20 protein-coding genes and 4 tRNA genes are annotated in these 22015 nt (G+C 47.6%); all 24 read right to left on the bottom strand.

The features are described from left to right. Positions 1-259, bottom strand: a 259-nt coding sequence (locus CSH92_RS16430) for a GTP-binding protein (protein ID WP_240612849.1), incomplete at its 3' end; no start/stop codon positions are given. Positions 260-319: 60 nt separating this feature from the next. Then, positions 320-395 (bottom strand) — tRNA-Thr (locus tag CSH92_RS16425). 7 nt (positions 396-402) lie between these two features. Next, positions 403-477 (bottom strand) — tRNA-Gly (locus CSH92_RS16420). A 35-nt stretch (positions 478-512) separates the two neighbouring features. Beyond that, positions 513-597 (bottom strand) — tRNA-Tyr (locus tag CSH92_RS16415). Positions 598-606: 9 nt separating this feature from the next. Further along, positions 607-682 (bottom strand) — tRNA-Thr (locus CSH92_RS16410). Positions 683-770: 88 nt separating this feature from the next. Further along, on the bottom strand, positions 771-1595 hold the full coding sequence (locus tag CSH92_RS16405; protein ID WP_164084779.1) for a type III pantothenate kinase: 825 nt from the start codon (positions 1593-1595) through the stop codon (positions 771-773). Then, positions 1585-2550, bottom strand: coding sequence for a bifunctional biotin--[acetyl-CoA-carboxylase] ligase/biotin operon repressor BirA (gene birA, locus CSH92_RS16400; RefSeq protein WP_100658730.1), 966 nt, complete (start codon positions 2548-2550; stop codon positions 1585-1587). Before birA ends, CSH92_RS16405 begins: the two co-directional genes overlap by 11 nt. Next, a complete protein-coding gene (gene murB, locus CSH92_RS16395) occupies positions 2547-3536 on the bottom strand; it encodes a UDP-N-acetylmuramate dehydrogenase (RefSeq protein WP_100658729.1) in 990 nt (329 codons plus the stop codon). Before murB ends, birA begins: the two co-directional genes overlap by 4 nt. A 71-nt stretch (positions 3537-3607) precedes the next feature. Continuing rightward, a complete protein-coding gene (locus CSH92_RS16390) occupies positions 3608-5767 on the bottom strand; it encodes a GumC family protein (RefSeq protein ID WP_100658728.1) in 2160 nt (719 codons plus the stop codon). Positions 5768-5769: 2 nt separating this feature from the next. Next, the gene (locus CSH92_RS16385) at positions 5770-6294 is read right to left on the bottom strand and encodes a polysaccharide biosynthesis/export family protein (protein WP_100658727.1); all 525 of its coding nucleotides are present in this window, start codon (positions 6292-6294) and stop codon (positions 5770-5772) included. Next, positions 6276-7439, bottom strand: coding sequence for a hypothetical protein (locus CSH92_RS16380; RefSeq protein ID WP_124916988.1), 1164 nt, complete (start codon positions 7437-7439; stop codon positions 6276-6278). Before CSH92_RS16380 ends, CSH92_RS16385 begins: the two co-directional genes overlap by 19 nt. Positions 7440-7586: 147 nt before the next feature. Continuing rightward, positions 7587-9497 (bottom strand): polysaccharide biosynthesis protein, encoded by a 1911-nt coding sequence (locus tag CSH92_RS16375; RefSeq protein ID WP_100658725.1) that lies wholly within the window; start codon positions 9495-9497, stop codon positions 7587-7589. A 6-nt stretch (positions 9498-9503) separates the two neighbouring features. Continuing rightward, positions 9504-10676 (bottom strand): DegT/DnrJ/EryC1/StrS family aminotransferase, encoded by a 1173-nt coding sequence (locus CSH92_RS16370; protein WP_100658724.1) that lies wholly within the window; start codon positions 10674-10676, stop codon positions 9504-9506. Between the two features lie 38 nt (positions 10677-10714). Beyond that, the gene (locus tag CSH92_RS16365) at positions 10715-11350 is read right to left on the bottom strand and encodes an acetyltransferase (RefSeq protein ID WP_100658723.1); all 636 of its coding nucleotides are present in this window, start codon (positions 11348-11350) and stop codon (positions 10715-10717) included. Continuing rightward, on the bottom strand, positions 11337-11927 hold the full coding sequence (locus CSH92_RS16360; protein ID WP_100658722.1) for a sugar transferase: 591 nt from the start codon (positions 11925-11927) through the stop codon (positions 11337-11339). The genes CSH92_RS16365 and CSH92_RS16360 overlap by 14 nt, the downstream gene beginning before the upstream one ends. Next, positions 11928-13061, bottom strand: coding sequence for a glycosyltransferase family 4 protein (locus tag CSH92_RS16355; protein WP_205662196.1), 1134 nt, complete (start codon positions 13059-13061; stop codon positions 11928-11930). Next, positions 13058-13900, bottom strand: coding sequence for a glycosyltransferase family 2 protein (locus tag CSH92_RS16350; RefSeq protein WP_100658721.1), 843 nt, complete (start codon positions 13898-13900; stop codon positions 13058-13060). The genes CSH92_RS16355 and CSH92_RS16350 overlap by 4 nt, the downstream gene beginning before the upstream one ends. 1 nt (position 13901) lies before the next feature. Beyond that, a complete protein-coding gene (locus CSH92_RS16345) occupies positions 13902-14996 on the bottom strand; it encodes an EpsG family protein (RefSeq protein ID WP_100658720.1) in 1095 nt (364 codons plus the stop codon). A 9-nt stretch (positions 14997-15005) separates the two neighbouring features. Then, the gene (locus CSH92_RS16340; RefSeq protein ID WP_100658719.1) at positions 15006-15905 is read right to left on the bottom strand and encodes a glycosyltransferase family 2 protein; all 900 of its coding nucleotides are present in this window, start codon (positions 15903-15905) and stop codon (positions 15006-15008) included. After that, complete coding sequence (locus CSH92_RS16335) at positions 15898-17049, bottom strand: glycosyltransferase family 4 protein (RefSeq protein ID WP_124916987.1); 1152 nt, start codon at positions 17047-17049, stop codon at positions 15898-15900. The genes CSH92_RS16340 and CSH92_RS16335 overlap by 8 nt, the downstream gene beginning before the upstream one ends. Next, positions 17046-18401: a glycosyltransferase family protein gene (locus tag CSH92_RS16330; protein WP_100658717.1), complete on the bottom strand. Its 1356-nt coding sequence runs from the start codon at positions 18399-18401 to the stop codon at positions 17046-17048. The genes CSH92_RS16335 and CSH92_RS16330 overlap by 4 nt, the downstream gene beginning before the upstream one ends. Further along, a complete protein-coding gene (locus tag CSH92_RS16325; RefSeq protein WP_164084778.1) occupies positions 18398-19531 on the bottom strand; it encodes a glycosyltransferase family 4 protein in 1134 nt (377 codons plus the stop codon). Before CSH92_RS16325 ends, CSH92_RS16330 begins: the two co-directional genes overlap by 4 nt. Further along, positions 19528-20976 (bottom strand): lipopolysaccharide biosynthesis protein, encoded by a 1449-nt coding sequence (locus CSH92_RS16320; protein WP_164084777.1) that lies wholly within the window; start codon positions 20974-20976, stop codon positions 19528-19530. Before CSH92_RS16320 ends, CSH92_RS16325 begins: the two co-directional genes overlap by 4 nt. A gap of 19 nt (positions 20977-20995) precedes the next feature. After that, positions 20996-22015 carry an acyltransferase family protein gene (locus tag CSH92_RS16315; RefSeq protein WP_100658714.1) on the bottom strand — a complete coding sequence of 340 codons (1020 nt, stop codon included), beginning with the start codon at positions 22013-22015 and terminating at the stop codon, positions 20996-20998.

Here is a 22015-nt window from a genome sequence, read left to right as displayed (position 1 = left end):
CAGCGTGTCCTGGACAGTCTACGTGTGCGTAGTGACGTGAAGGAGTGTCATACTCAACGTGTGAAGTCGCGATTGTGATACCACGCTCACGCTCTTCTGGTGCGTTATCGATTTGATCGAATGCTTGTGCTGAACCGCCGTATGTCTTTGCTAGTACGGTAGTGATTGCCGCGGTTAGAGTTGTCTTACCGTGGTCAACGTGGCCGATTGTACCAACGTTTACGTGCGGTTTCGTACGTTCAAACTTTTCTTTTGCCATGTCTATCTTCCCAGCAAAGTGCTATTAAAAAAAATAATTCATCTATGAGCTGGGGAGAAATGGTGCTGATAGGCAGATTTGAACTGCCGACCTCACCCTTACCAAGGGTGCGCTCTACCAACTGAGCTATATCAGCACGAATCTGGAGCGGGCAGCGGGAATCGAACCCGCATCATCAGCTTGGAAGGCTGAGGTAATAGCCATTATACGATGCCCGCATTCCTAAATTCTCTGGCCACCTCATAAGAAAAAGTGGTGGAGGGGGCAGGATTCGAACCTGCGAAGGCTGAGCCGGCAGATTTACAGTCTGCTCCCGTTGACCGCTTGGGTACCCCTCCAGAGATTGATGGTGCCGACTGCCGGAATCGAACTGGCGACCTACTGATTACAAGTCAGTTGCTCTACCAACTGAGCTAAGTCGGCACTGCATCAAGTGGCTGCGCATTCTAGTGAAAACCTTCCCCCTGTGCAATAGACTTTTTCAAAAAAAATGCTTTTTCTTGCTGTATGCTCAAATATCCAACGATTCTGCACACTTTCTTTGCATTTGCAGCGGCATTTCGGCCAACGCAAAGCGCAATAGTCCGTAAAACACAATATTGTTCACATTAACAATATGCTTAGTGGCCAACATTTCCTTTACCGACAGCAGCCGATCGCGGTCGCCACCAGCCAGGATCACCGTAAATTCAGGATGTTGTGTACTCATCAACTGCTGCGCTACCAACACCAGACCATTAAGCTGGGCTACACACCCTAAGTGCAAACACGCTTCGGTATCGTTACCAAACGCGACCTCAGCGGATTCAAATTGAGCTTGAAACACCCGCCGGGTGTTTCCTGTTACTGCATTGAGCGCTAACTGATAGCCTGGCGCAATCCACCCGCCAATATGGACATTGTTAGCGACTGCGTCGACCGTAATCGCTGTACCTGCGTCGATAACAATAAACGGTCGGCGACTGAGTAGTTGCCCCCCTAACATCGCCAACCAACGATCCACGCCCATTTTTTCCGGTTTTGCATAACTGTTTTTCAAACCAAAACTGTCAGCGCTGGTGGATACTTGGTGCAAGGTGACATTTTTTATTTGCAGACAACGCAACAATTCCTGCGTTTCATCATCGCTGCGCACGCTGGCCACATAAACCCGGACATCAAAAGACTGAGGATTAATGCGTGTAAATGTGTCGCTGACAAACGCGGCAAAGTCGTCTTTGTTCGCAAACCGTCTTACTGGGTCCAGCGCTCGTAAGAGACATTGCGTATCTGCCTCTAGTCGGAAGAGTTTTAACGACGTATTGCCGATATCGAGTAACCAAGTTTCAACGGCCACGTAAACTGACCTCTCCGGCATGGATGATTTGCTGACCTTTGGGTGTTTCTAGCAACAACGCGCCCTGCGCATCAATACCCTGATTGATCCCCTCAACCACTCGGCCTTGGGAATGAATACTAACCGGCTGCTGATAGAAAATGTCCCATTCATTCCATATGCCCACAATCGGATCTAATCCATGACTAGCAAATTCCGGCAAGCCGGTACTTAAGGCTTGAATGATTGCTGCGCATAACTGATTACGATCGAGCGCTAAATCAGACAGGTCTGTAAATGGCTGATCAATTTGCGCGGTAACATCGGGCAGATTTACATTTATTCCGATGCCAATAATGCAATTCACTTGGGTATCAATTTGTCCTTCAATTTCAACCAAGATCCCGCCCAGCTTCTCACCGTGACGATAAATGTCGTTCGGCCATTTAATTGCCAAACCATCAATATTCAGTGCCTGCAAAGCTTGGATTATGGTTATCCCCACAAATAATGAAAGGCCAGCGACTTGCTGAAATCCACCTTGAAAACGCCAACAGGTTGAGAGGTAAAGACTCGAGGCAAAGGGTGAAACCCAGGTTTTCCCACGCCTACCGCGTCCCGCCGTTTGCGCTTCTGCTACCACGACCTGACCATTTGGCAACTGTTCAATGTGCTGTTTAATATAGTTGTTGGTTGAATCAATAATAGGTAGAACCGTGAGCGGTAAGCGCGCACTTTCTGGGAGCAAGGCATTAATTGCAGCAGTGCTTAGCAGCGTGATGGGGTCTGCCAAGCAATAGCCTTTACCCTTGACACTAAATATGTCCAAACCTAATTCACCTAGCGCCTTGATATGATTGGCGATAGCCGTGCGGCTGATACCAAATTCGCCTGCCAAGCCTTCACCTGAATGGAATTTACCATCAGCAAGCCGTTGTAGAATTTGCGTGCGGGTACTAGCAGCGTCTCGTGTCATAATGCAATCAATCCTTGCGCGCCGATCAAGCGCACCTCATTCTCCAGACTGATACCAAATTGTTGCTGGATAGTCGCGCGGATCTCCCGTGCAAAGCTCAGAACCTCTTGTCCTTGGGCATTGCCAGTATTAATCAAAACCAGAGGCTGATTGATATGACATTGCACTCCCCCCCGAGAACTACCTTTAAATCCGGCTTGATCGATAAGCCAAGCCGCTGGCACTTTGATGTGATCGACATCAACTTTAAAACTCGGAATAGCCGGATACTGCTCTTGTAAACGCTCAAAATGAGGCAGGTCGATGACCGGATTTTTGAAAAAACTACCGGCATTGCCCATAACCGTTGGGTCTGGCAATTTTTTCCGGCGAACATCAATCACCGTGGCAAAAATCGCCTCCGGTGTCGGTGCACTTAGTTGGCGCAACTCTCCATATTCGATTGCCATTGAGCAATCCTTGGGTACCTTGAAGCGTACATGAGTGATAAACCAATGCGCGTTTTCGGATGCTTTAAAGACACTGTCTCGATAACCAAACTGACATTGCTCCTTGTTCAGTTCAAATGCCTCTCCAGTAGTAAGATCGATCACTTCTACCGCACTGATAAACTCAGCGACTTCGCGCCCGTAAGCGCCAATATTTTGGATGGGAGCAGCTCCAACGGTGCCGGGTATGAGAGCCAGATTCTCTAACCCATAAATTTGTTTACCAAGGCAAAACTCAACGAAGCGGTGCCAATTTTCACCACTGGCAACACGCAAATTATGGTGTGTTGTGTTTGCTTGATAATCGATCCCAGTCAAGCGATTGACCCAAACTGCACCGACGAAGTCGTCCACGAATATGCAATTACTACCTTCACCCAATATCCAAAAATCACTGTTGGGACGCACATGAGGGATGTCAGCAAGCGCATCAATGAATTGCAACTGTTGGCATTGCGCAGTTAGAGCAAAAGTGTGAAAGCTGGCTAAATTATTCAAGCGAAAACAAATCGTGGAGAAAATCGTCGTTAAGCTTACCGCATTCTGTAGCCAGCACCAACCGTTACACCTTACTTAACCAGGCGGATTGATTGGCTCTTACCGACGGGGGATTTTGGCTTACGGTGCTTTCCTCCGAAACGTTTAATTAAGCTAGGGCGGCGGTTAGTACCGCGGATCCTGGTTGGCACATTCTTGACCCGATTGAACACAACGCCAAGCAACGGCGCACCCACGTCACGCAGTTTCTGCACCGCCTGCACCAGCTCAGCGGTTTCACAATTCTCCAGATCACACACCAAGATGATGGCGTCAACATTGCGACTAATGACTAACGCATCACTGAACTCTTCCAGTGGCGGAACATCAATAACCACACGCTCAAAGATAATACTGAGCTTGTGTAAAAACGCTTTGAATCGCGGTTTGGATAGATAAACCATGGGATCTTGTGGAATATGCCCGCTCGGCATCATGGATAATTGGCCATCTTGGATCCGATGAATACAACGCCCCGCTGGCTGCTGTTTACCGATAAAATGGGTCAATCCGGGAAGCTCAGAGGACATATTAAACGCCCCGCTAATTGACGGATAACGTAAGTCAGCATCTAGGATCAAGGACTTTTCAAGTTTCGCGAACGATTCAGCTAAACTGGCCGCCACTAACGATTTACCGTCATTGGGTTTTACCCCGGTGACTGCAATAACGCGATTTTCCTCAGATTCATTGCGCACAATAAGGTTGGTACGTAATGTTCGTATCGCTTCAGCAAAGGGCATATTTTCATGGCTTGCTACTAAGACATCAGAAAGTTTTCGCTTACCTTTTGCCAATCGCGGAATATTGGTTACCACCGGTACTTCCATACTTTCCAGAATTTTCAATGTGCGCGAACGTTTATCGCTGACGATGTGAATAAATAGCCAGCCCATAACACTGATAAATAAACTGAATACGACACTGGCTGCTAATAAAAGGACCACGTTTGGCTTTGATGGTGCTGTCGGCACACTGGCATAGTCAATCACGGAAAAGTCATCTTGACTGCCTAGGTCACGCAAAATTTCGGTTTCTTGCACGCGCGATAAAAAGATATCGTAAAGCTTTTGAGTTGACTCGACCTCGCGACGTAGCTTAGCCAAATTAACTTCATGCTGGCCAAGTTCGCTGTGCCGTCCACGCGCTTCTTCGATGAGCTTGTTAATCTCTTCGCTGCGCTCCAAGTAGATTTTGTATTCTTGCTTGAGAGAGGCCACAAGTTTGCGCACAAGGCTGTCTAACTCGCGCTTCATTGCCTCGATCTTAGATACTTGCGCAATGTATCTTGGATGCTTGTACTTGTAGCGGCGGGAAATCTCGGCAAGGTCTTCTTCTTCATCCAGAATACGTTTGCGTAGATCCTGGACCATGCTGTTCTTGATGATGTAACTCACGTTCAGCAAACCTTGGATATCATCGCCTGACGCATCAAACTGACTGATCATGGTTTTCATCTCAGCCGCTTGCGCATCAACCTGAATACGTTGCGACATATAAGTCGATATTTCGCTACTGGCTAGCGAAATTTGGCTCGCCAAATCAATCAATTTGTTTTCGAGAAAATAATCCTGCAGAGCAGCTTCTGATTGCTCTAATTGAACCTGTACTTCTTCAAATTGCTGGTTCAACCAACGGCTTGCATCCGCTGAACGAGCTGTGCTTTTGCGCGTTTGATAAGCAAAAAATGTCGGGCCTACCGCATTAACTACATCGGCCGCCAATTGCGGTGAGGTTGACTCAAAGCTTACATTTACCATGGCGGTTTCGCCTAAACGACTGTAAGCCAGCCCCCGTTGCAAGCGAATAGCCGCATCTAAGCGCTTTTTATCATCACTTTGATTTTGGTTAACTAACTCCGCACGATGCATCAGTCCACTATCTTCGACCACTCGCTCAGTAAACTGACGCGACCGCATGTACTGCAGGTAGGTATCAAGTTTCGAATCTCCCCCGCTGGCAAAACTCGCCAATCCTTGGGGTAGAGACATCTCATTCGATGCGTTCCCCAATTGCAGCGTGGTGGTAGCGATATAGATACGGGGTAACTGCAAAACGTAGTAACCCAAAAGTGCAAACAAAGCCCCTGCAGTAAAGATAATGCGATATTTTTTATTCCAAATAAGCAGCAGTAAATCGCCGATATCAAATAACGGCTCCTGTGCACTGCTTGACTTATTGGTGGCTTCCATCACTAAAATAAGCTCTCTGGGATTTCTACAATATCACCGGGTAAAATCGGCGTATCCACTGTTGCTGGTATGCGTTGTTTATCCATGCCACGAATAATGACCCAATTTTTATTCGAGGCGCGGTCAGTTTGTCCTCCAGCAACCGCAATTGCCTTTTCCATGGTCAATCCCAATTCAAAGGGGAACGAGCCCGGCTGCTTAACCGCTCCACGTACATAAAACGGTCGAATTTCATCGATTTGCACAACGATGCTCGGGTTAACCAAATAACCATCTTGATAGGCTTTGACCAAATCGTCGCTGAGTTCCTTTACTGTTTTACCGACCACCTGCATGTCACCGATTAGGGGAAACCTTACAACGCCAGAAGCGTCGACACGGCTGCGCAAGTAGAGGTCCTTTTCCAGATGCACGTCCATGGTAATTATATCACCCACCCCAATAGGGATAAGCTGCTGAGCGGGACTTGCAACAGGATGTAACGCCGCCCAACAAACAAAGATGAACGCTAAAACTCGTAATACCAATTTAACCTCACCTCATTTTGCTCGTACTCGATACTGGCGTCGTTGGATGACACATCACGACGCTTCAACGCTAACATTAAGCGCTGAAACGAACTGATGTTGTAACCAATTGATAGTCCCCAATCAAACTGCGTGATCGAGCGCTCGAGTTGCTCAGACTCAATCTCTTTGTCGAGCCAATCAATACTGGCCTGTGAAGACCATAAATCATTCCAAGCGTACTGCCATTTCAAACCCCAAATAACATCCACACTAGTACTGGCACTAAGCACTTCCGAGACTGCTGACGTGCGTCTCGAAGTAACCGTTAGATTTTGATAGTCTGAGGGCGAGTAATCATAACTAAGGTCCCAAGAAAACCCGCTTCTATTCTGACCATCATCACTGTCGCGTTGGAATCCACCTACTAGCAATCGTAAAGCGGACTTACCCGAGAACTCCCACTCTATACCCGCCAGCGCGTTGTACAATTTACTGTCAACTCGCTCAAACGCAGCATAGTCATCCTCAACGATCGATAAACGTGAAACAAAACCGACTCTACCGGCTAACCATAGGCGCAACTCAGCAGCGGCACCGACTTGATTCAACTCAAACAGACGCGAATAGTTGTTGGCGTCATCATAACTATCATCCTGCCAGAAGAATTCAGCGCCGACGGCATTACGACTTGGCTCACTGCCATAAACCAAAGTGACTTCTGCACGATTGCGCGTCAAAGTATCGATGGCTAACACGTCATCTTGAAAACGGCTAATCCCCTCTCCGTATTTTTGCTCCTGCTGGCTATGTGCCCCAACCACATCGACGGTAAACGCTTTATGGACAAACGAACGCGACTGGATGCGCACGTTGTATGAGTAAAAATCAGGGTCCTCGCTAAAGCCAATTTGCTCTTGCTGCAGCTTAAATTTCTCATAAGTTACGGCGTAATCTAGCTGCCACCAATGCGCTTCTTGAGTACTGACGAGTCCACCGGCAGCCATTAGCCCCACTCCAAACCCTTCAGTTCCACCCAATGCAGTAGGATTAATCGCATCATTGTATATCGCGTCAGCTTGCAAAGTTAGTGGTGATACTGACTTGTCCATATTGGACAGCTGTGCATATACCGGCACGGTCAGACACATACTTACAATGCTCATCAACCATCTCATGTTACAACATACTCCAAGCTAACCAATCATCTCGATGCACCAAACACGGCACACGGCGGTGTATCGTTCTTATCGGCGAAAACGTTTATTTCTGCAATTTTTACCCGTAACCACTAGTATCTACAATTGATTAGGCTAATTTGCAGCCACTCCTTGAGCCGCTGACTTAGCAGCGTTGATGCGTTTTTGAATAGATGCATCTGGTGAGTATGCCAATGGCGCTGAGGCTAAAATCGCAATGGCCTCATTTTCATTGCGATTCACTAAAGCAAAATTTAACTGATCAAGTAACATCACCACTTCAGCAAAATCCATACTGATTTCATTCGCCGCCATGATCCGTGGATGCTCTGTAGCGGTCTCATTATCACCAATCAACAGCTCTTCATAGAGCTTCTCTCCTGGCCGCAAGCCGGTATATTTAATACTGATTTCATCTTCATTGGTGGGATTGTCGGTAATTGACAATCCCATAAGGTGTGCCATTTTGACCGCTAAATCGGCAATTCGAACCGGCTCGCCCATATCCAGCACAAAGACTTCGCCATTTGTTCCCATCGCGCCGGCTTGGATCACGAGCTGTGAGGCTTCGGGGATAGTCATAAAGTAGCGAATAATATCAGGATGGGTTACCGTTATTGGCCCGCCTTTTTTAATTTGTGCAGTAAATAGCGGGACCACCGAGCCTGAACTCCCAAGTACGTTACCAAAACGCACAATGGCAAATTCTGTTTCGCTGTGCAGCGCCGAAATCCCCTGCACAAAGAGCTCGGCAAAGCGCTTGGTAGCTCCCATAATATTGGTCGGCCGTACCGCTTTATCGGTAGAAACCAAAACAAACTTTTCGACCTCATACTCTGCGGCAATCAACGCAACATTGGCCGTGCCAAAGATATTATTCCGGATCCCTGCCGTGATATTTGCCTCAACCATGGGCACATGCTTATAGGCAGCGGCATGATATATGGTTTGAATTTTATGCTGCTCGATAGTGTTGCGCAGCGACTCAGTGTCTTGAATTGTAGCTAGCACTGACACCAATTCGAGCTCTGGGTATGAGCGACTTAATTCATTCTCAATTTGATACAAATTGTATTCTGCTAACTCAAACAAGATTAATTTGCGTGGCTGGCCTTTTACGATTTGGCGACACAGCTCACTGCCAATGGAGCCACCTGCGCCGGTGACCATGACAATTTTGTCCCGCACATTTGCGTTCAATAAGTGCTCAACTGGGGGCACAGGATCGCGCCCAAGCAAATCTTCGATATTTACTTCTTTAAGTTCATCAATGCGCTGCTTACCGCTGGCAATATCCTGCACATTCGGTACAGATAAAAGCTCTAGAGCGAAAGGTTCTAGCTCGCGGATGACCTCCTGACGACGGCTGCGAGAGGTATTGTTAACCGCCAAAAGCATTTTGTTGATGTCGAAACGAGTTTTGAATTCTTCAATCTCATCACGCGAGATAACCGGCAGGCCAAGTATTTGTTTGCCGTAGTAAATCCGTTTGTCATCCACAAAAGCCACCGGCATTAGGTCCTTTCCAGCACGCAAGGCAGTCACAAGTGCCCGACCTGATTCCGATGCGCCAAATATCAAACATTTTTCGCGCAGCTTATGATTCTGTGCTTGCGACGTGGCTTGGATCAGTAGCCGTGGAGACGCTATCGCCACGGTAGCTCCAAAGAAATACATAACCACCACTGAGGCCGGCAAAAAAATACCGAGTAAATATTCCGCCGCCTGCAAATACAATGACGACAATAATACCGCAACCGCAATTTGATAGACCGCGGATATCTCAATAAAGCGGATCATCTGACGATAATGACCGAGCAGCAGTAATATTCCTTGGGTAAAGAATAAATTCGCAATCACTACGCCCCACTCGGTGGTGGTAAATGACCAAGATTCAATCCCTATCCGCATCCAATACGCAACCAGTACAGCGAACAGGATGGCACAGCTGTCCCATAACCATTCGATGGCAAATTTAACCTTCGGTGGGAAGCGAAAAATCTGGTTGAGTGAGAACTTTTCCATGCAGATCTATACCGCCTCTGCCATTACATCTTTTAACGCATCACAAGTCAGCATAATTTCCGCCTCGGTCAACGTTGGGTGTACTAAAAACATCAATGATGTCTCCCCCAACTCTTGCGCATTAACTAAGGGTGCTGACGGACGAAAACCGGTGTTATCAAAGGCTTTTTCTAAATACACTTCTGAGCAACTGCCAGAGAAGCAGGGCACGCCACGGTCAACCAAGGTTTGCATAATGCGATCACGGTCCCACCCAGCCTTTAGTTGGCTTGGCTCAGCAAACACGTAGCATTTGTAATAAGCATGCACAATATCATCAGGGACTTGCGGCACACGCAAGCCAGGCAGCGCACGCGCTGTTGCAAGTATCTGCTCTGCATATTGATTGCGTAATTTGGTCCACTCAGGCATTTTTTTAACTTGGCAGCGACCAATGGCTGCTTGCATTTCTCCCATTCGCCAGTTGGTGCCAAAGGACTCATGCAACCAGCGGAATCCTGGCGGATGTTCGCGTTCGTAGACGGCTTGCCAAGATTTGCCGTGGTCCTTAAACGACCACATAGTATTCCAGAAGGATTCAGAATTGGTTGTTACCATGCCCCCTTCGCCGCCGGTTGTCATGATCTTATCCTGACAAAACGACCAGGCGGCAATATCGCCCAAACCGCCAACCGGCTTGCCTTTATACATCGCGCCATGCGCTTGAGCACAATCTTCGACAACGTACAAATCATGAGCTTTGGCTAGCGCGTTGATGCTGTCCATATCGCAGGGCCAACCGGCCAAATGTACACACAAAATTGCGCCGGTTTTAGGCGTAATTTTTTCCGCAATGGTAGCCGCAGAGATATTCTGCGAGTCTCGATCAACGTCGGCAAATACAGGTACTAATCCGGCCAAGACAATGGAAGAAACCGATGCGAGAAAGGTTCGTGAAGTAACAATAACTTCGCTGCCTTTTGGCAAATCTAGAGCAACCCAAGCAAGATCCAATGCGACCGTACCATTCGTAACAGCAATCGCATGTGATACCCCCTGCAGGTGCGCAAACTCTCGTTCAAATTCGCGCCCCTCTTGACCGGTCCAATAATTAACCCGGTTACTATCTAACACCGCCATGACTGCAGATTTTTCATCATCACTGACGCTTGGCCAAGGAGAAAATGGACCGCCTAACATGTTTACTACCTCAATTGTCTAGCACTGTTTTACGCTTATTATTTTTGTTTTATTTGCGCTGGGCTACCCACTGCCAGCTGATCATTGGCAATATTTTTCAATACAGTAGACCCAGCCCCAATAGTGACTCTTTCACCGATAGTTATTTGCTGGATCACGGCACTCCCGATGCCGATAAAAGTTTCTTTGCCTACTCGCACAGAGCCGGCCAAACGGGCGCCCGGTGCAATATGCACACAATCGCCGATGTCACAATCATGATCAACTGAACACGCGGTATTCAGAATACATCCTTTTCCTATGGAACTAAAAGCATTAAGTACTACATTTGCTAATATCAGTGTTCCCGCGCCAATTTGACTGTCGCGCGCGATCACGGCAGTAGGATGGATAAGGGTGCTCAAGGTCCAACCTTGGGTCAGTAATTGTGCGCACAAGCGAGCTCTCACCGCATTATTGCCAATCGCAACAAAACACTCTGCCGTGCTCGGATCTAACTTTTGTAAATGATCAAGCTGGCCAATCACGGGCCAACGCCCACATTGTGTAACCGCAGGAAAATTATCATCTACCATGGCTATGGATTCATAACCCAGCAATTCGGCACAATCCGCCACCACCTTGGCGTGGCCCCCCGCACCAATAATGAATAATGCTGGCTTAGTTGTTGCCATCAAACTTCTCCATGGTTGCTTGGTTATCTTGATTGATATCTGCGCGTGCAACCACCTTTTTCAAAGTCAAAAAAAGTATTTTAACGTCCAACCAGAACGACTGATTATCCACATACCAAACGTCGAGTTGGAATTTTTGCTGCCACGAAATTGCATTCCTGCCGTTCACTTGTGCCCAGCCCGTAATACCAGGCCTTACATCATGACGGCGGGCTTGTTCAGGATTATACAAAGGTAAATACTCAACCAGTAATGGCCGTGGACCAACCAAACTCATATCACCCTTTAACACGTTCCACAGGCCGGGCAGCTCGTCTAAACTGGTTGAGCGCAATAAACGTCCAAACGCGGTCAAACGTTCAGCATCTGGTAATAACGTGCCGGTCTCGTCACGTGCATCAGTCATACTTCTAAATTTGTACATTTTAAACACCTGCCCGTGCAAACCGGGACGTGCCTGACTGAATAAGACTGGCCGACCTAGTTTGAAGGCCACCAATACAGCGACTATCAGGATCAATGGCCAAAGGACCAACAGTACGCACAGCGCAACACAGAAATCGAATAGTCTCTTCATCTAATTTTGTAATCCTAACAGCATACTTTGATTCACTTTGTGCACATCATAAACGGTCTCGGCACGTTGTCTTGCAGCATCTGCATGTTGCTCGATCAATGCAGGCTGTTGCAAGTAGTTTTGCATTGCATCAACCAGATCATCCACATCGGCCACCTTGACCAGCTGGCCACTTTCACCAGCAATAATCGTTTCGCGACAACCGGGGGCATCTGTGGTGATAATTGCGCGCCCAATTGCCATGGCTTCCAATACGGTGCGGGGTGTCCCCTCGCGATAAGAAGGTAACACATAAACGTGGCAGTCCTGGATTACCGGCCTAACATCTGCCAACTTACCATGAAAGATGATCCGTTTTTCTTTGATCCAACGGTCAAGACTACGCTGGCTAATCGCCGATGGGTTGCTGTCAATCCATCCCACAAGGTGAAATTCAGCGTTTGGAAAACGTTGCAACACCTGTTTTGCGGCAGCGGCATACTCACGCACCCCTTTGTCGGTTAGTAAGCGCCCAATCATTAAAAACCGAATGTTCGGGAATGCTGGCAAAGGCTGCCGTGCAAAAGCCGCGATATCGATTCCTGATCCATTAACGATTTGCGTTTTGTTTGCATCGACCAGGCGATTATTGATAAACAACGCGCGATCATCTGGATTTTGAAAAAACACACGAGTAGCGCCTGACAGCGCGAATTTATACAGTGTACGCGCTACCAAACCAACGAGCCTTTGGCGCAGTGTATTGGATTGCATGAAGGCGTAGCCTAAGCCGGTGATTAGCGCCCCAATTCGTGAAATACCGCAATAGCGAGCAGCCAAACAACCATAGATCACAGGCTTAATGGTATATCCCAGCACATGAGTTGGCTGTATTTGGCGCATTAAAGCGATTAGGTCTGTGAGTGTAGCAAGGTCGCCCAGAGGATTTAGGCCATTGCGCGATAGTCGAATATCGTGGGTCTGAATACCTGCGTGATGCAAGGTATGTTTGATGTCAGGGGTAAAGTCAGGTGCACACGCATGCACCACAAATCCAGCTTTGCTGGCATCCTGCATCAAGGCTAAACGGAAATTGATCAGTGACTCTGAAAAACTCGACACCATCAGCAGCGTTTTCGCTGTTTCAGTGCTCATCGTTGTCTTGCCCTTATTACTAGTAGTTCTCTGCGTAATGCTTTTACTCCGGCCCAAACTAGCGCGATAGGTACGAGTAAGCGATAGCGCCAATTTATAGATGAGTTAAACAACAGCTTACCTAACGATTGCAGCTGGCCGAGACTCATTTTCAAGGTAAAGCTGCTGAGCGACCCAGAGTCGCTTAAAAAGGCATGTTTGAACATATAGGCGTTTGGCCCCTGTAACACAATACCATTCTGGGTTAATAATACCCTGCGCCAGCAGTCCACATCTTCTGAATAACGCAACGTATCAGAAAATGGCTGCGCTAGTGCTGCGGCACGGGTCATCATTACCGTAGGAGTGCTATAGGGGTTATTGAATAATGCTTGCCATCTAGCCGGTTGTGAAACCCCGTATGTTGCAACGGCATCGGTACGTACCTCAGTCAACTCAGCAGTGCTGATTTGCTCACATGCACAACCGCTGATGGCTGCATTGTGCGCGCGCATGGCGTCGACCTGAGCGTCTAGTTTGTTGCGCGCCCAAGCGTCATCACTGTCGAGAAAGGCAATAAACTCACCGCACGCATGTTCAATCCCTCGTTTTCTGGCCATGGCAGCGCCACCATTTTTATCACACAGGATGAGGCGAAGGTGTGACCACTGTAGTTGGCTAACATGTTGCTTCAGCGCATCAGTATGTTCCGTTGCCGAACAATCATCGACGATAAGTATTTCCACATCATCGCGCTGAGCATAATCCGCCAATGAAACAAATAAACGCTCAATGCAGTCTTTCGCGTTATAAAACGGGATAACGATACTGATCAAAATAGTTGGGGCTGATAACTGCATATTAAAACGTAAAGTACCTTTTATTGAATAACGCGAGCAAGGCAAGACCTGAAAATGCTAACAAATAATACCCTAATTTGCTGCTTCGCATCGGTGTCTTAAAAAACTGTGAGTGCACCAAAATAGCTGGAATATAAAACCATGACAGCGCAGCGAAACGGTCGTTTGAGGCGGTAAAACTGAGTAACTGGAAGGCACAATTTACAATCAGATAAAACTTCACTAACCAAAGATCAATACCCTGACGCCGTTCAAAATACAGCACAAACAGCACAGGCACTATAGAAAACAAAGTAAAGTCTAGTCGAAACCCTGTTTGATAGCCCATCAAATCGCGGACTTCAGCAACTTTGTCACTGTCCAGGTAATACTGATAGCGTGAACTGTCGTCGAAGAAGCTCGATAAAAAGCCCAGCGCACTTTCATTGATCCCCGCGGCGCTGATAAAAACCACGACTACCCAGACAAACAGTATTTTCGGCAAGGTCAGAAAACGTTCGGCAAAGTGCAAAGCAAATAAGGCTGGTAATAACACTAACACCGACATATGAAACAAACTTGCTATGCCGATGATGATTAACGTTCGAATGAGTTTAAAATGATGGGCATAATTAACAATCGCTAAGAACGCGATACTCATGGCCACCGCCTGACGCATGCCGCTGGCGAAATAACTCAAAAAGAATGGATAGGATACATACACGATAAACATGTAGCCCCAACCGTCGCCGTACAATCGTTTTAAACCCGCGATAAACGGCAGGATCCCGATCACAAAGATAGACGCCAAATACCATCGATGACTCACACCCGCGTTGGCACTGAACCAGGATAAAACGGTAAAACCCACTTCTTTGCCACTTTCAATCAAAGCTACCGCAAAGTCTTGGCCGACCATGCGATCGTAACTGCGCAAGTAACGAAACGTATCGCCGTGTATATCACGCAGGATATACATCAAGGCTACTTGAATGACACAGCAAAATAATAAGATCTGAAAGAAGCGACGTTGTTGGGCACGTGATGTGACCTGCTCATCAAAGAAGGTAGCAGCCACGATCGTACAAAAGGTTAGATAGCCCAAATGAAACAGCATGTTGGTAGGTTACCGCATATCGGTACACTTAGGTGGTAGCTTGGCGTTTGCTCGACCCAAGCGATAACCACGCCAAAAAGCAGCGAATACTCGCAATGAACGGTTTGCCCAAGCATAAGCGGCGACCAACTTAAACAAAAAAAGTAAAGCGACCATCCGTTGTAGCGGATTGAGATAGCGGCGCATCACTATTGCTCGGTTGTGAGATAACCCCCAAATGTACTTCGGAACATCGTTAACTACGCGACAACCGCCATCATCGGCGGCCAAATGCAATAAGCGTGCGTTAGCCTTGAACCAAAAGCGCTTGCCACTGACACGCTTAACCCGCAATGAAAGCTCACTTTCCTCATACAAAGCTGCGCCAAGTGTAAGGTGTTCATCCACGCCACCTGCGCGCTCTAATAATTCACGGCGTGCACTAAAATTACCCCCTGGGACATGTTCCACCCATTGGTCCTGATGGCTGGCAAACCCTCGGTATGGTGTACAGCTCCAACGAGAGAATCGTCCGACTGGCGGGCCTGCGTCTAGCGGTCTATGAGCTTCATCAATACCGCCTGCGACCATTCCAATACTTGGATCTTGATAACACGCAACGTGCTCACGTATTAAATACTCATCACTGCGAATATCATCATCAATATAGATGACGATTTCTGCATCGCTATGCTGCCAGCCATAATTACGAGCTTGCGGCAGTCCCTTAAAGTCAACATTGAAGTACTTTAAACGCGCTGGGTTTTGGCTAATCAACTGTTGCATTTCTGCCGTGGGCGCGGGTGACTGATCAACGACAATGATGTCAAAATTAGAGTAGTCTTGCGCCAACATATCTTGTACCGATAACAATAGGTACTTATCACGGTTAAGCGTAGGAATAATGACGCTGACCTTGCACTCAGTCATTGGTTATCTCCAAGGGCTGTAAAATTTCACTGACGCGCTGCCCATAATGCGTCCAAGTTGTGCTGTTTTCGACCCGCTGGCGCGCTAGTTGGCGTTGTTGCATTAATAAATCAGGTTGTGCGAGCAATCGTTCAATAAGTTCTGCCAGTGCTTGACTGTCATCACGCGCCAACAAAAAACCGCCGCGGTTTTCCTCAATTGCATCGACAATGCCACCTTGCCTTACCCCAATCGCCGGTGTACCACAGGCTTGTGCTTCCAGAAAAACTAGGCCAAAGCCCTCGACCTGTTTAGCGGCTTTTTCTTCTCGGGTACACATGGTGAAGACATCGACAGAAGCGTAAAGCGCGGGTAATTTGTCATCATCCACGAACCCTAAGAACTGCACACAGTTAGCAAGATCAAGTTCGAGCACCAACTGTTGCAATGCCGCTAGGTGTTCACCGCGCCCAGCAATTGCATAATGAACTTTTTCGCGGACTTCATCATTAAGTCTCGCGAGAGCACGTAAAACCACATCATGGCCTTTATAGGCTTGTACTCGTGAGGTGGTAAGAAGTACGAACTTCTCAGTGGGAATACTAAACGCCCGGCGAGCTGCCAATCGTTGCTCCATCGGCAATGGTTGAAAGCGTTCTTCATCAACACCTAAGGTCGCAACTTTGACGGTAGTCTTGGTTTGCTGCGCCACTAAATCGCCAGTGTAATGACTGTTGGCGATCACCAATTGCGCGCGCTTGAGCAGCCAACGCCGCGCCAAGCTCAATAATCGATTTTTCAGCGTTGGTCGTCCTAGCATCACCTCATTACCATGCGCTAAAACCACAATATGTTTACACCCTGCAAGACGCGCGATTAAGGCCTCAGGATACCAAACACCGGTGACCACAATATCCTCTCGATGATAACGTCTGAGGCGTTTAAACAGTTGCCATTCCGCTCGGCCGCGTTTTGCAGGAACGCGATATTCGGCGGTTTTGGGCGCAGCAAATGCCGGTGGTTGAGATGATACCTCACGGCTGATCACGCTGACTTTTTTACCTTGCTCGACCCAATTATCAACGATAGCCGCGCACAATCGCGAAATTCCACCCTCTAATGGCGGGTAATCGAAACTCACCAAACACATGGCACGCTGCTTCACTCAACTATCCCCAACTGATGGTTAAAAATACGCGCAAATGCGGCTACCTGTGACGAGGCCAAGTAAGTTTTGCAGTATTCCTTATTGATAGCTTGTCGACGCCCTGCAGACATATTCAGTAATACCTCTGTGTCGTTGACCAAGTCTCCGCTTAAAAACACCCCTAATCCCGCCTTTTCTAGTTCGTGGCGGGCTTCACTGATCAACGGAACATCAGCAATAACCGTTTTCTGCATCGCCATGTAATCGACTAACTTAGCAAAATTGGTCCACCATAAACTGTTCCCCGGGATCAATAAGCAAGCATCTGCTTGTACGATTTCGCGGTAAAGATCTGCTTGCGGCATATGGTCAATGAACTGGCAGTGTGCTTTTAAATAGTCACACCCTGCACTATTCAATAGCCGTTCTACGCGATGTTGATTGACCTCTTTGCGACCAATAACTTTGAGAATTAACGCTCGGCCCAGTTTGATTGCCGTTTGGTCGAGCGCTTTGAATATATGATTGCTGTCGTACTCATCGAGAAACTCGCCTACAAATAAAATCGTGCAAGCCTGATTGGACGTAGATGCTGCGCTTTGCTGTGCCTGGCGAATATAATCATCATCAGCGCCGGTTGGAATGAAACTAAAACGATCACTACTAAGCTGATATAGATCAGAAAAGATATATTCGTAGCTGCGCGCCAGACCAACCACGTGATCAGCCTTTTGCATAGCGCTGCTGACAATTTGTTTTTCCTTCACTTGAACCTTTAGCGAAGGTGCAGAGAAGCGTTCACTGTAACCCAAGGGATCACGAAAATCCGACACCCAACGCACGCCTAATTCACGTTGCAAAGTTTCACCGATGCGTAAATTGGTGTATGGCGCAGTCGTAGTGTAAATAAGTTCAATATCGTAATATTGAATAATCTCACGCGCTCGATTTACTGCCGGCTTATACCACGTCCAGTATCGGTCAGGACGATTGGCTAACCATTGCTTAACGCGCTGGCTCAATCCTGGTTTAGTCTGCTTAATCGACTTATCGGTTTTCTGTGCTACCGCTGAGGCCAGCTCACCGCGAGTTTTTAACGCCGCGAAGGTTGTGTCTTTGCCCCCTAAAGCCATCTTGAGTCCGCGCAAAGTCGGTTCAATGTAACGTGCGGTGTGTACATGTACATCTGCAGGTAATTGGTCTAGCAGCGAACTGTCTTCGTTGTATAAATAATTGGTATCGACGGTCAACACATGTACTTCATAGCCTTGTGTCGGTAGATAGCGAGCGAGCTTATAAACCCGAAACATCGCGGCATGCGTTTGAGGCGCGAAATAGGGTGTGATGAGTAAAACTTTTTTCGACTTCATACTGAATTCGCCTCGATAGACTGCTGGTATGCCTGTTCATTGTGCGCGATTTGCGCCGCGACAGAAAATATCGCTGCGTGTTGCCGCCCCGCTGCACCGAAATGTTTTCGTTTGCCCTGATCAAACAATAACTTAATGATGGCCTGACTGATAGTGCTTGGTTGCGCAGGGTTTATTAGGATGCCATCGCGTTCATGCGTGATAATCTCGGGACCACAAGATAACTGGGTATAAATGGTTGGAACCGCTAATGCCATCGCCTCCACAGGGCCTAAACCAAAACTCTCTGAGAATGAGGGGAAAATAGCAATATCTGCGTTGACCAGATGAGTTTGCAACTCAGCTTTAGCAATATGGCCTGTGTGGGTTATTCTAGCCTGAGCGCCCGCCAACTGTTCGATCCTTTGCCATGCTGACTGCCCCTCATCTTGCGTATCCTTGCCGATCAGCACTAAACGCGCATCGGGAAAAATCGCTTGTACTTCAGGCCAGGCTTGCGCTAAGGCAAATACGCCTTTTTTTGCCATCAGTGTACCGGTAAAGACGACCAATCCAGAATAGCTATAATCCTGCTTACACGCACTTGCGTCCGGCCAAGCAATACCGTTATGAATAACGGTAAAAGGTTTGTCTAGGGCAAATATGTTGAGCGTTTTTTCAGCGGCATACTGGCTCACCGATAATAACCTGTCAGCACGCGCTAGCGTCTTCTGCTCCAACCATTTGATCACTCGACTGTGGGGCTTATTCAATTCATGATTGAAATAGGTTACCGTGCCATGCAAACGCACCAGAACCGAGATTGGTAACGCTCCCCAGAACGTTGCGTATCCTTCAAAATCAGGTACTTCAACAACCTCAATTTCACCCTTATCTGCCGCTGCCTTAATAGCATGATAGAGCGTGCGCCGATTGCGCCATAATCCCAGCCAACCCGAGGTGGCAGGCAAGCGATACACCGTGACGCCTTGCAAAGATTCACAAAGGGGGGATGTAACGTCTGCATATACACCGAATACCGTGACCTCATGCCCCTGTGCCACTAACCGTTCGGCCAATTCGCGCGTAAAAGTACCAATTCCACCACAGGTGTACGGGGGGTATTCGTTACACACAAAACCTATTTTCATACTGACACCTGCAAAATTTGCCGTAACTGCCGACGATAAAGCGCTACCAGTAATCCACAATAGATCCCAACCAGCAAACTGCCGTGAACAATAATTGCTAACCATAGTTCCATGGGCGGCAACGCCAAATTTGTGGTAACAAACGTCACCAGCACCAGTGTCAAAGTAACGGCAATGAATGGCTTGAATAAATATCGTAGAGTAGAAGCGAACGCCAAATTGGCACTACGATGCGCGTAAGCAACAGCCCCAATCGTGAGGCCAATCCCCATAACGCTAGTGTAGGCCCACGCCACACCAGCAACCCCGTATTGAACGCCCACGGCGAACGAGAGACTAAGCAAAAGCGAAGCAAAAATTCCCCACTTAAGCATTTTGTTGGCCGTCCCCGATGCAGTAAAAATCCACCCCATAGTATTGTGAATGGGTTGGGTTAAACAGGCTAAACTTAGGATTTGTAACAGTGGCACCACCGCATCCCATTGTTCTCCGTATAACAGCGCAATTGGGTCTTGAGGGAACAGCACAAAGTACATCGCGACCGGGGCACAAATGATAAATAGAAAACGCAGGGTATGGGCATACTGACGCTGCAGCAACGCAGTATCATGTTGCATGCGTGAAAGAATACTGATCATCAATCCGCTCAGCGCGCCGGTGGTTAGCATACTCGGTAACGTCATCAGAAAATACGCTCGACTATAGTAGGCTAACGATTCAGCATTGATCACCGCTCCGATCAAAACATTATCTAAATTGCGAGCAAAATAATTCACTGCACCAAAGGCAATTAAAGAGCCGCCAAACAGAGTCAAATTGCGCATATCAACTTGACGCTGAAACCAACCACTTGGGCATTTTGCCAACGCGCTAACCGCTAGCGCTTGCAATAAAAACTTGGCCACTGCTTGCAATACCAAGGCCCAAACGCCAGCGCCGTATATGGCGCTGGTTACCGCTAGGGCTCCGGCAACCAATGTCGCACTGATATCGATCAGCGCTAAGGCTTTAAAACGCTGTTCGCGCTTCATCCACATAATACTGGGAGTGCTTACCCCGGAAATGAAAAAGTTAAGCCCCAGAATCGCTAGCACCCAGGTAATTTCGGGATAGCCGTAAAATGCGGCTACAAACGGCGCAATCAATACAGCGGCGAGTGTCATGAAAGCGCCTAACCCACCATTAAGCCAACGCAAATTGACGACTTCAGCTTGCGAGATTTTCTCGCGCTGAATGAGCGACCAGACCATACCGCCATCAGCGAAAATCAGGAAAAACGCCGATACCGTCATGGCCATGGCAAAGATACCAAAATCATGCGGGGCAATGATGCGAGCCAGAATTGCGGTAAAAATCAAGGACGAGGCATAGGTAGCAACCTGATGAAATACCGACCAGGAGGCATTTTTATTGGTATTCGACCGTTGCGCTGCAGAAGTTGTCATTATGGGTATCGTATTGTTTTTATTTTGCGATGTCGCTTGCCACGGCTTTTTCATGCGTCACGAAGCGTGCGCGTAAGCGATTTTTACACCATCTGTTTGATGGTACTTCAATCCATCGATTGAGACCATAAGCAACTGCGATTACGCCAAGGGTTACGATGCTAATCTTGAGCACACTGTGCCATGCAATCGGCAACTGATTGAGTAAAACATAGCCGATATTTTGGTGGATCAAGTATAACGAATATGAAATCGCCCCTAGCCAAACTAAAACCGGTTGACGTAACGCTTTCAACCTACTGCGCACTGCCAAAACAAACAGCCCAATCAAAGTTAGATAAATTGCAATTTGCAATATATTGTTATTAATAACAGTCGCTGCTAGTACTGCGCCTATGCCCATATAGCAAAGCATGCGATTACGCTGTTGCTCCCAATCAAAAACCAGCACGCCAAGTAGAAAAAAGTGGCCGTAGCCATCCAACGTCAGCAAATGCAATGGGCGCCAGGTAATCTCTATAAGGTTAAGCAACCCATTCGCACAAACCAAAATGAGCAAACACAAGGAAGCATACTGTTGCCAACGCAACACCAACAACAGCAGGATCCAGGCATAAAAGGTCAATTCGAGTGTTAACGTCCAGTACACCCCGTCGACATGCACAACTGCGAAGTACTCGTGAAACATAGATAAATTGGCGAGAGCTTGCAGCAAAGACACTTCCCTACCAGCCAATCCCACTAAGCTGATAACCGCAAACGTCAATCCTACCGCGACCCAATAAACCGGATACAAACGTGCAAACCTGGAGATAACAAATTCACGCGGAACAGTTATTCGATCAACTGTCCAGTAAATTACAAAGCCGCTGATCATGAAAAATAATTGCACCCCGTATTGGCCAAAATAAGACCAATAAACCGGCAAACCCTGATGACCGTATAGCTCATGATAACGATAAACCATGTGGTAAATAACCACTGCGAGGGCTGCGATGCCGCGCAAGGCATCTAATTCGGTAAGGCGATTACTAGGCAC

The organism is Neoalteromonas flava, assembly GCF_002807685.1.
In the GTDB taxonomy this organism is placed as follows: domain Bacteria; phylum Pseudomonadota; class Gammaproteobacteria; order Enterobacterales; family Alteromonadaceae; genus Alteromonas_E; species Alteromonas_E flava.
The sequence above is the reverse complement of the archived record's forward strand: the minus strand, read 5'-3'. Positions and strand labels throughout refer to the sequence as shown.

Coding starts and splice junctions, on each gene's coding strand:
- birA (WP_100658730.1), bottom strand. CDS start 2,550: ATGACACGAGACGCTGCTAGTACCCGCACGCAAATTCTACAACGGCTT.
- CSH92_RS16390 (WP_100658728.1), bottom strand. CDS start 5,767: ATGGAAGCCACCAATAAGTCAAGCAGTGCACAGGAGCCGTTATTTGAT.
- CSH92_RS16380 (WP_124916988.1), bottom strand. CDS start 7,439: ATGAGCATTGTAAGTATGTGTCTGACCGTGCCGGTATATGCACAGCTG.
- CSH92_RS16375 (WP_100658725.1), bottom strand. CDS start 9,497: ATGGAAAAGTTCTCACTCAACCAGATTTTTCGCTTCCCACCGAAGGTT.
- CSH92_RS16370 (WP_100658724.1), bottom strand. CDS start 10,676: ATGTTAGGCGGTCCATTTTCTCCTTGGCCAAGCGTCAGTGATGATGAA.
- CSH92_RS16365 (WP_100658723.1), bottom strand. CDS start 11,350: ATGGCAACAACTAAGCCAGCATTATTCATTATTGGTGCGGGGGGCCAC.
- CSH92_RS16360 (WP_100658722.1), bottom strand. CDS start 11,927: ATGAAGAGACTATTCGATTTCTGTGTTGCGCTGTGCGTACTGTTGGTC.
- CSH92_RS16355 (WP_205662196.1), bottom strand. CDS start 13,061: ATGAGCACTGAAACAGCGAAAACGCTGCTGATGGTGTCGAGTTTTTCA.
- CSH92_RS16350 (WP_100658721.1), bottom strand. CDS start 13,900: ATGCAGTTATCAGCCCCAACTATTTTGATCAGTATCGTTATCCCGTTT.
- CSH92_RS16345 (WP_100658720.1), bottom strand. CDS start 14,996: ATGCTGTTTCATTTGGGCTATCTAACCTTTTGTACGATCGTGGCTGCT.
- CSH92_RS16340 (WP_100658719.1), bottom strand. CDS start 15,905: ATGACTGAGTGCAAGGTCAGCGTCATTATTCCTACGCTTAACCGTGAT.
- CSH92_RS16330 (WP_100658717.1), bottom strand. CDS start 18,401: ATGAAGTCGAAAAAAGTTTTACTCATCACACCCTATTTCGCGCCTCAA.
- CSH92_RS16325 (WP_164084778.1), bottom strand. CDS start 19,531: ATGAAAATAGGTTTTGTGTGTAACGAATACCCCCCGTACACCTGTGGT.
- CSH92_RS16320 (WP_164084777.1), bottom strand. CDS start 20,976: ATGACAACTTCTGCAGCGCAACGGTCGAATACCAATAAAAATGCCTCC.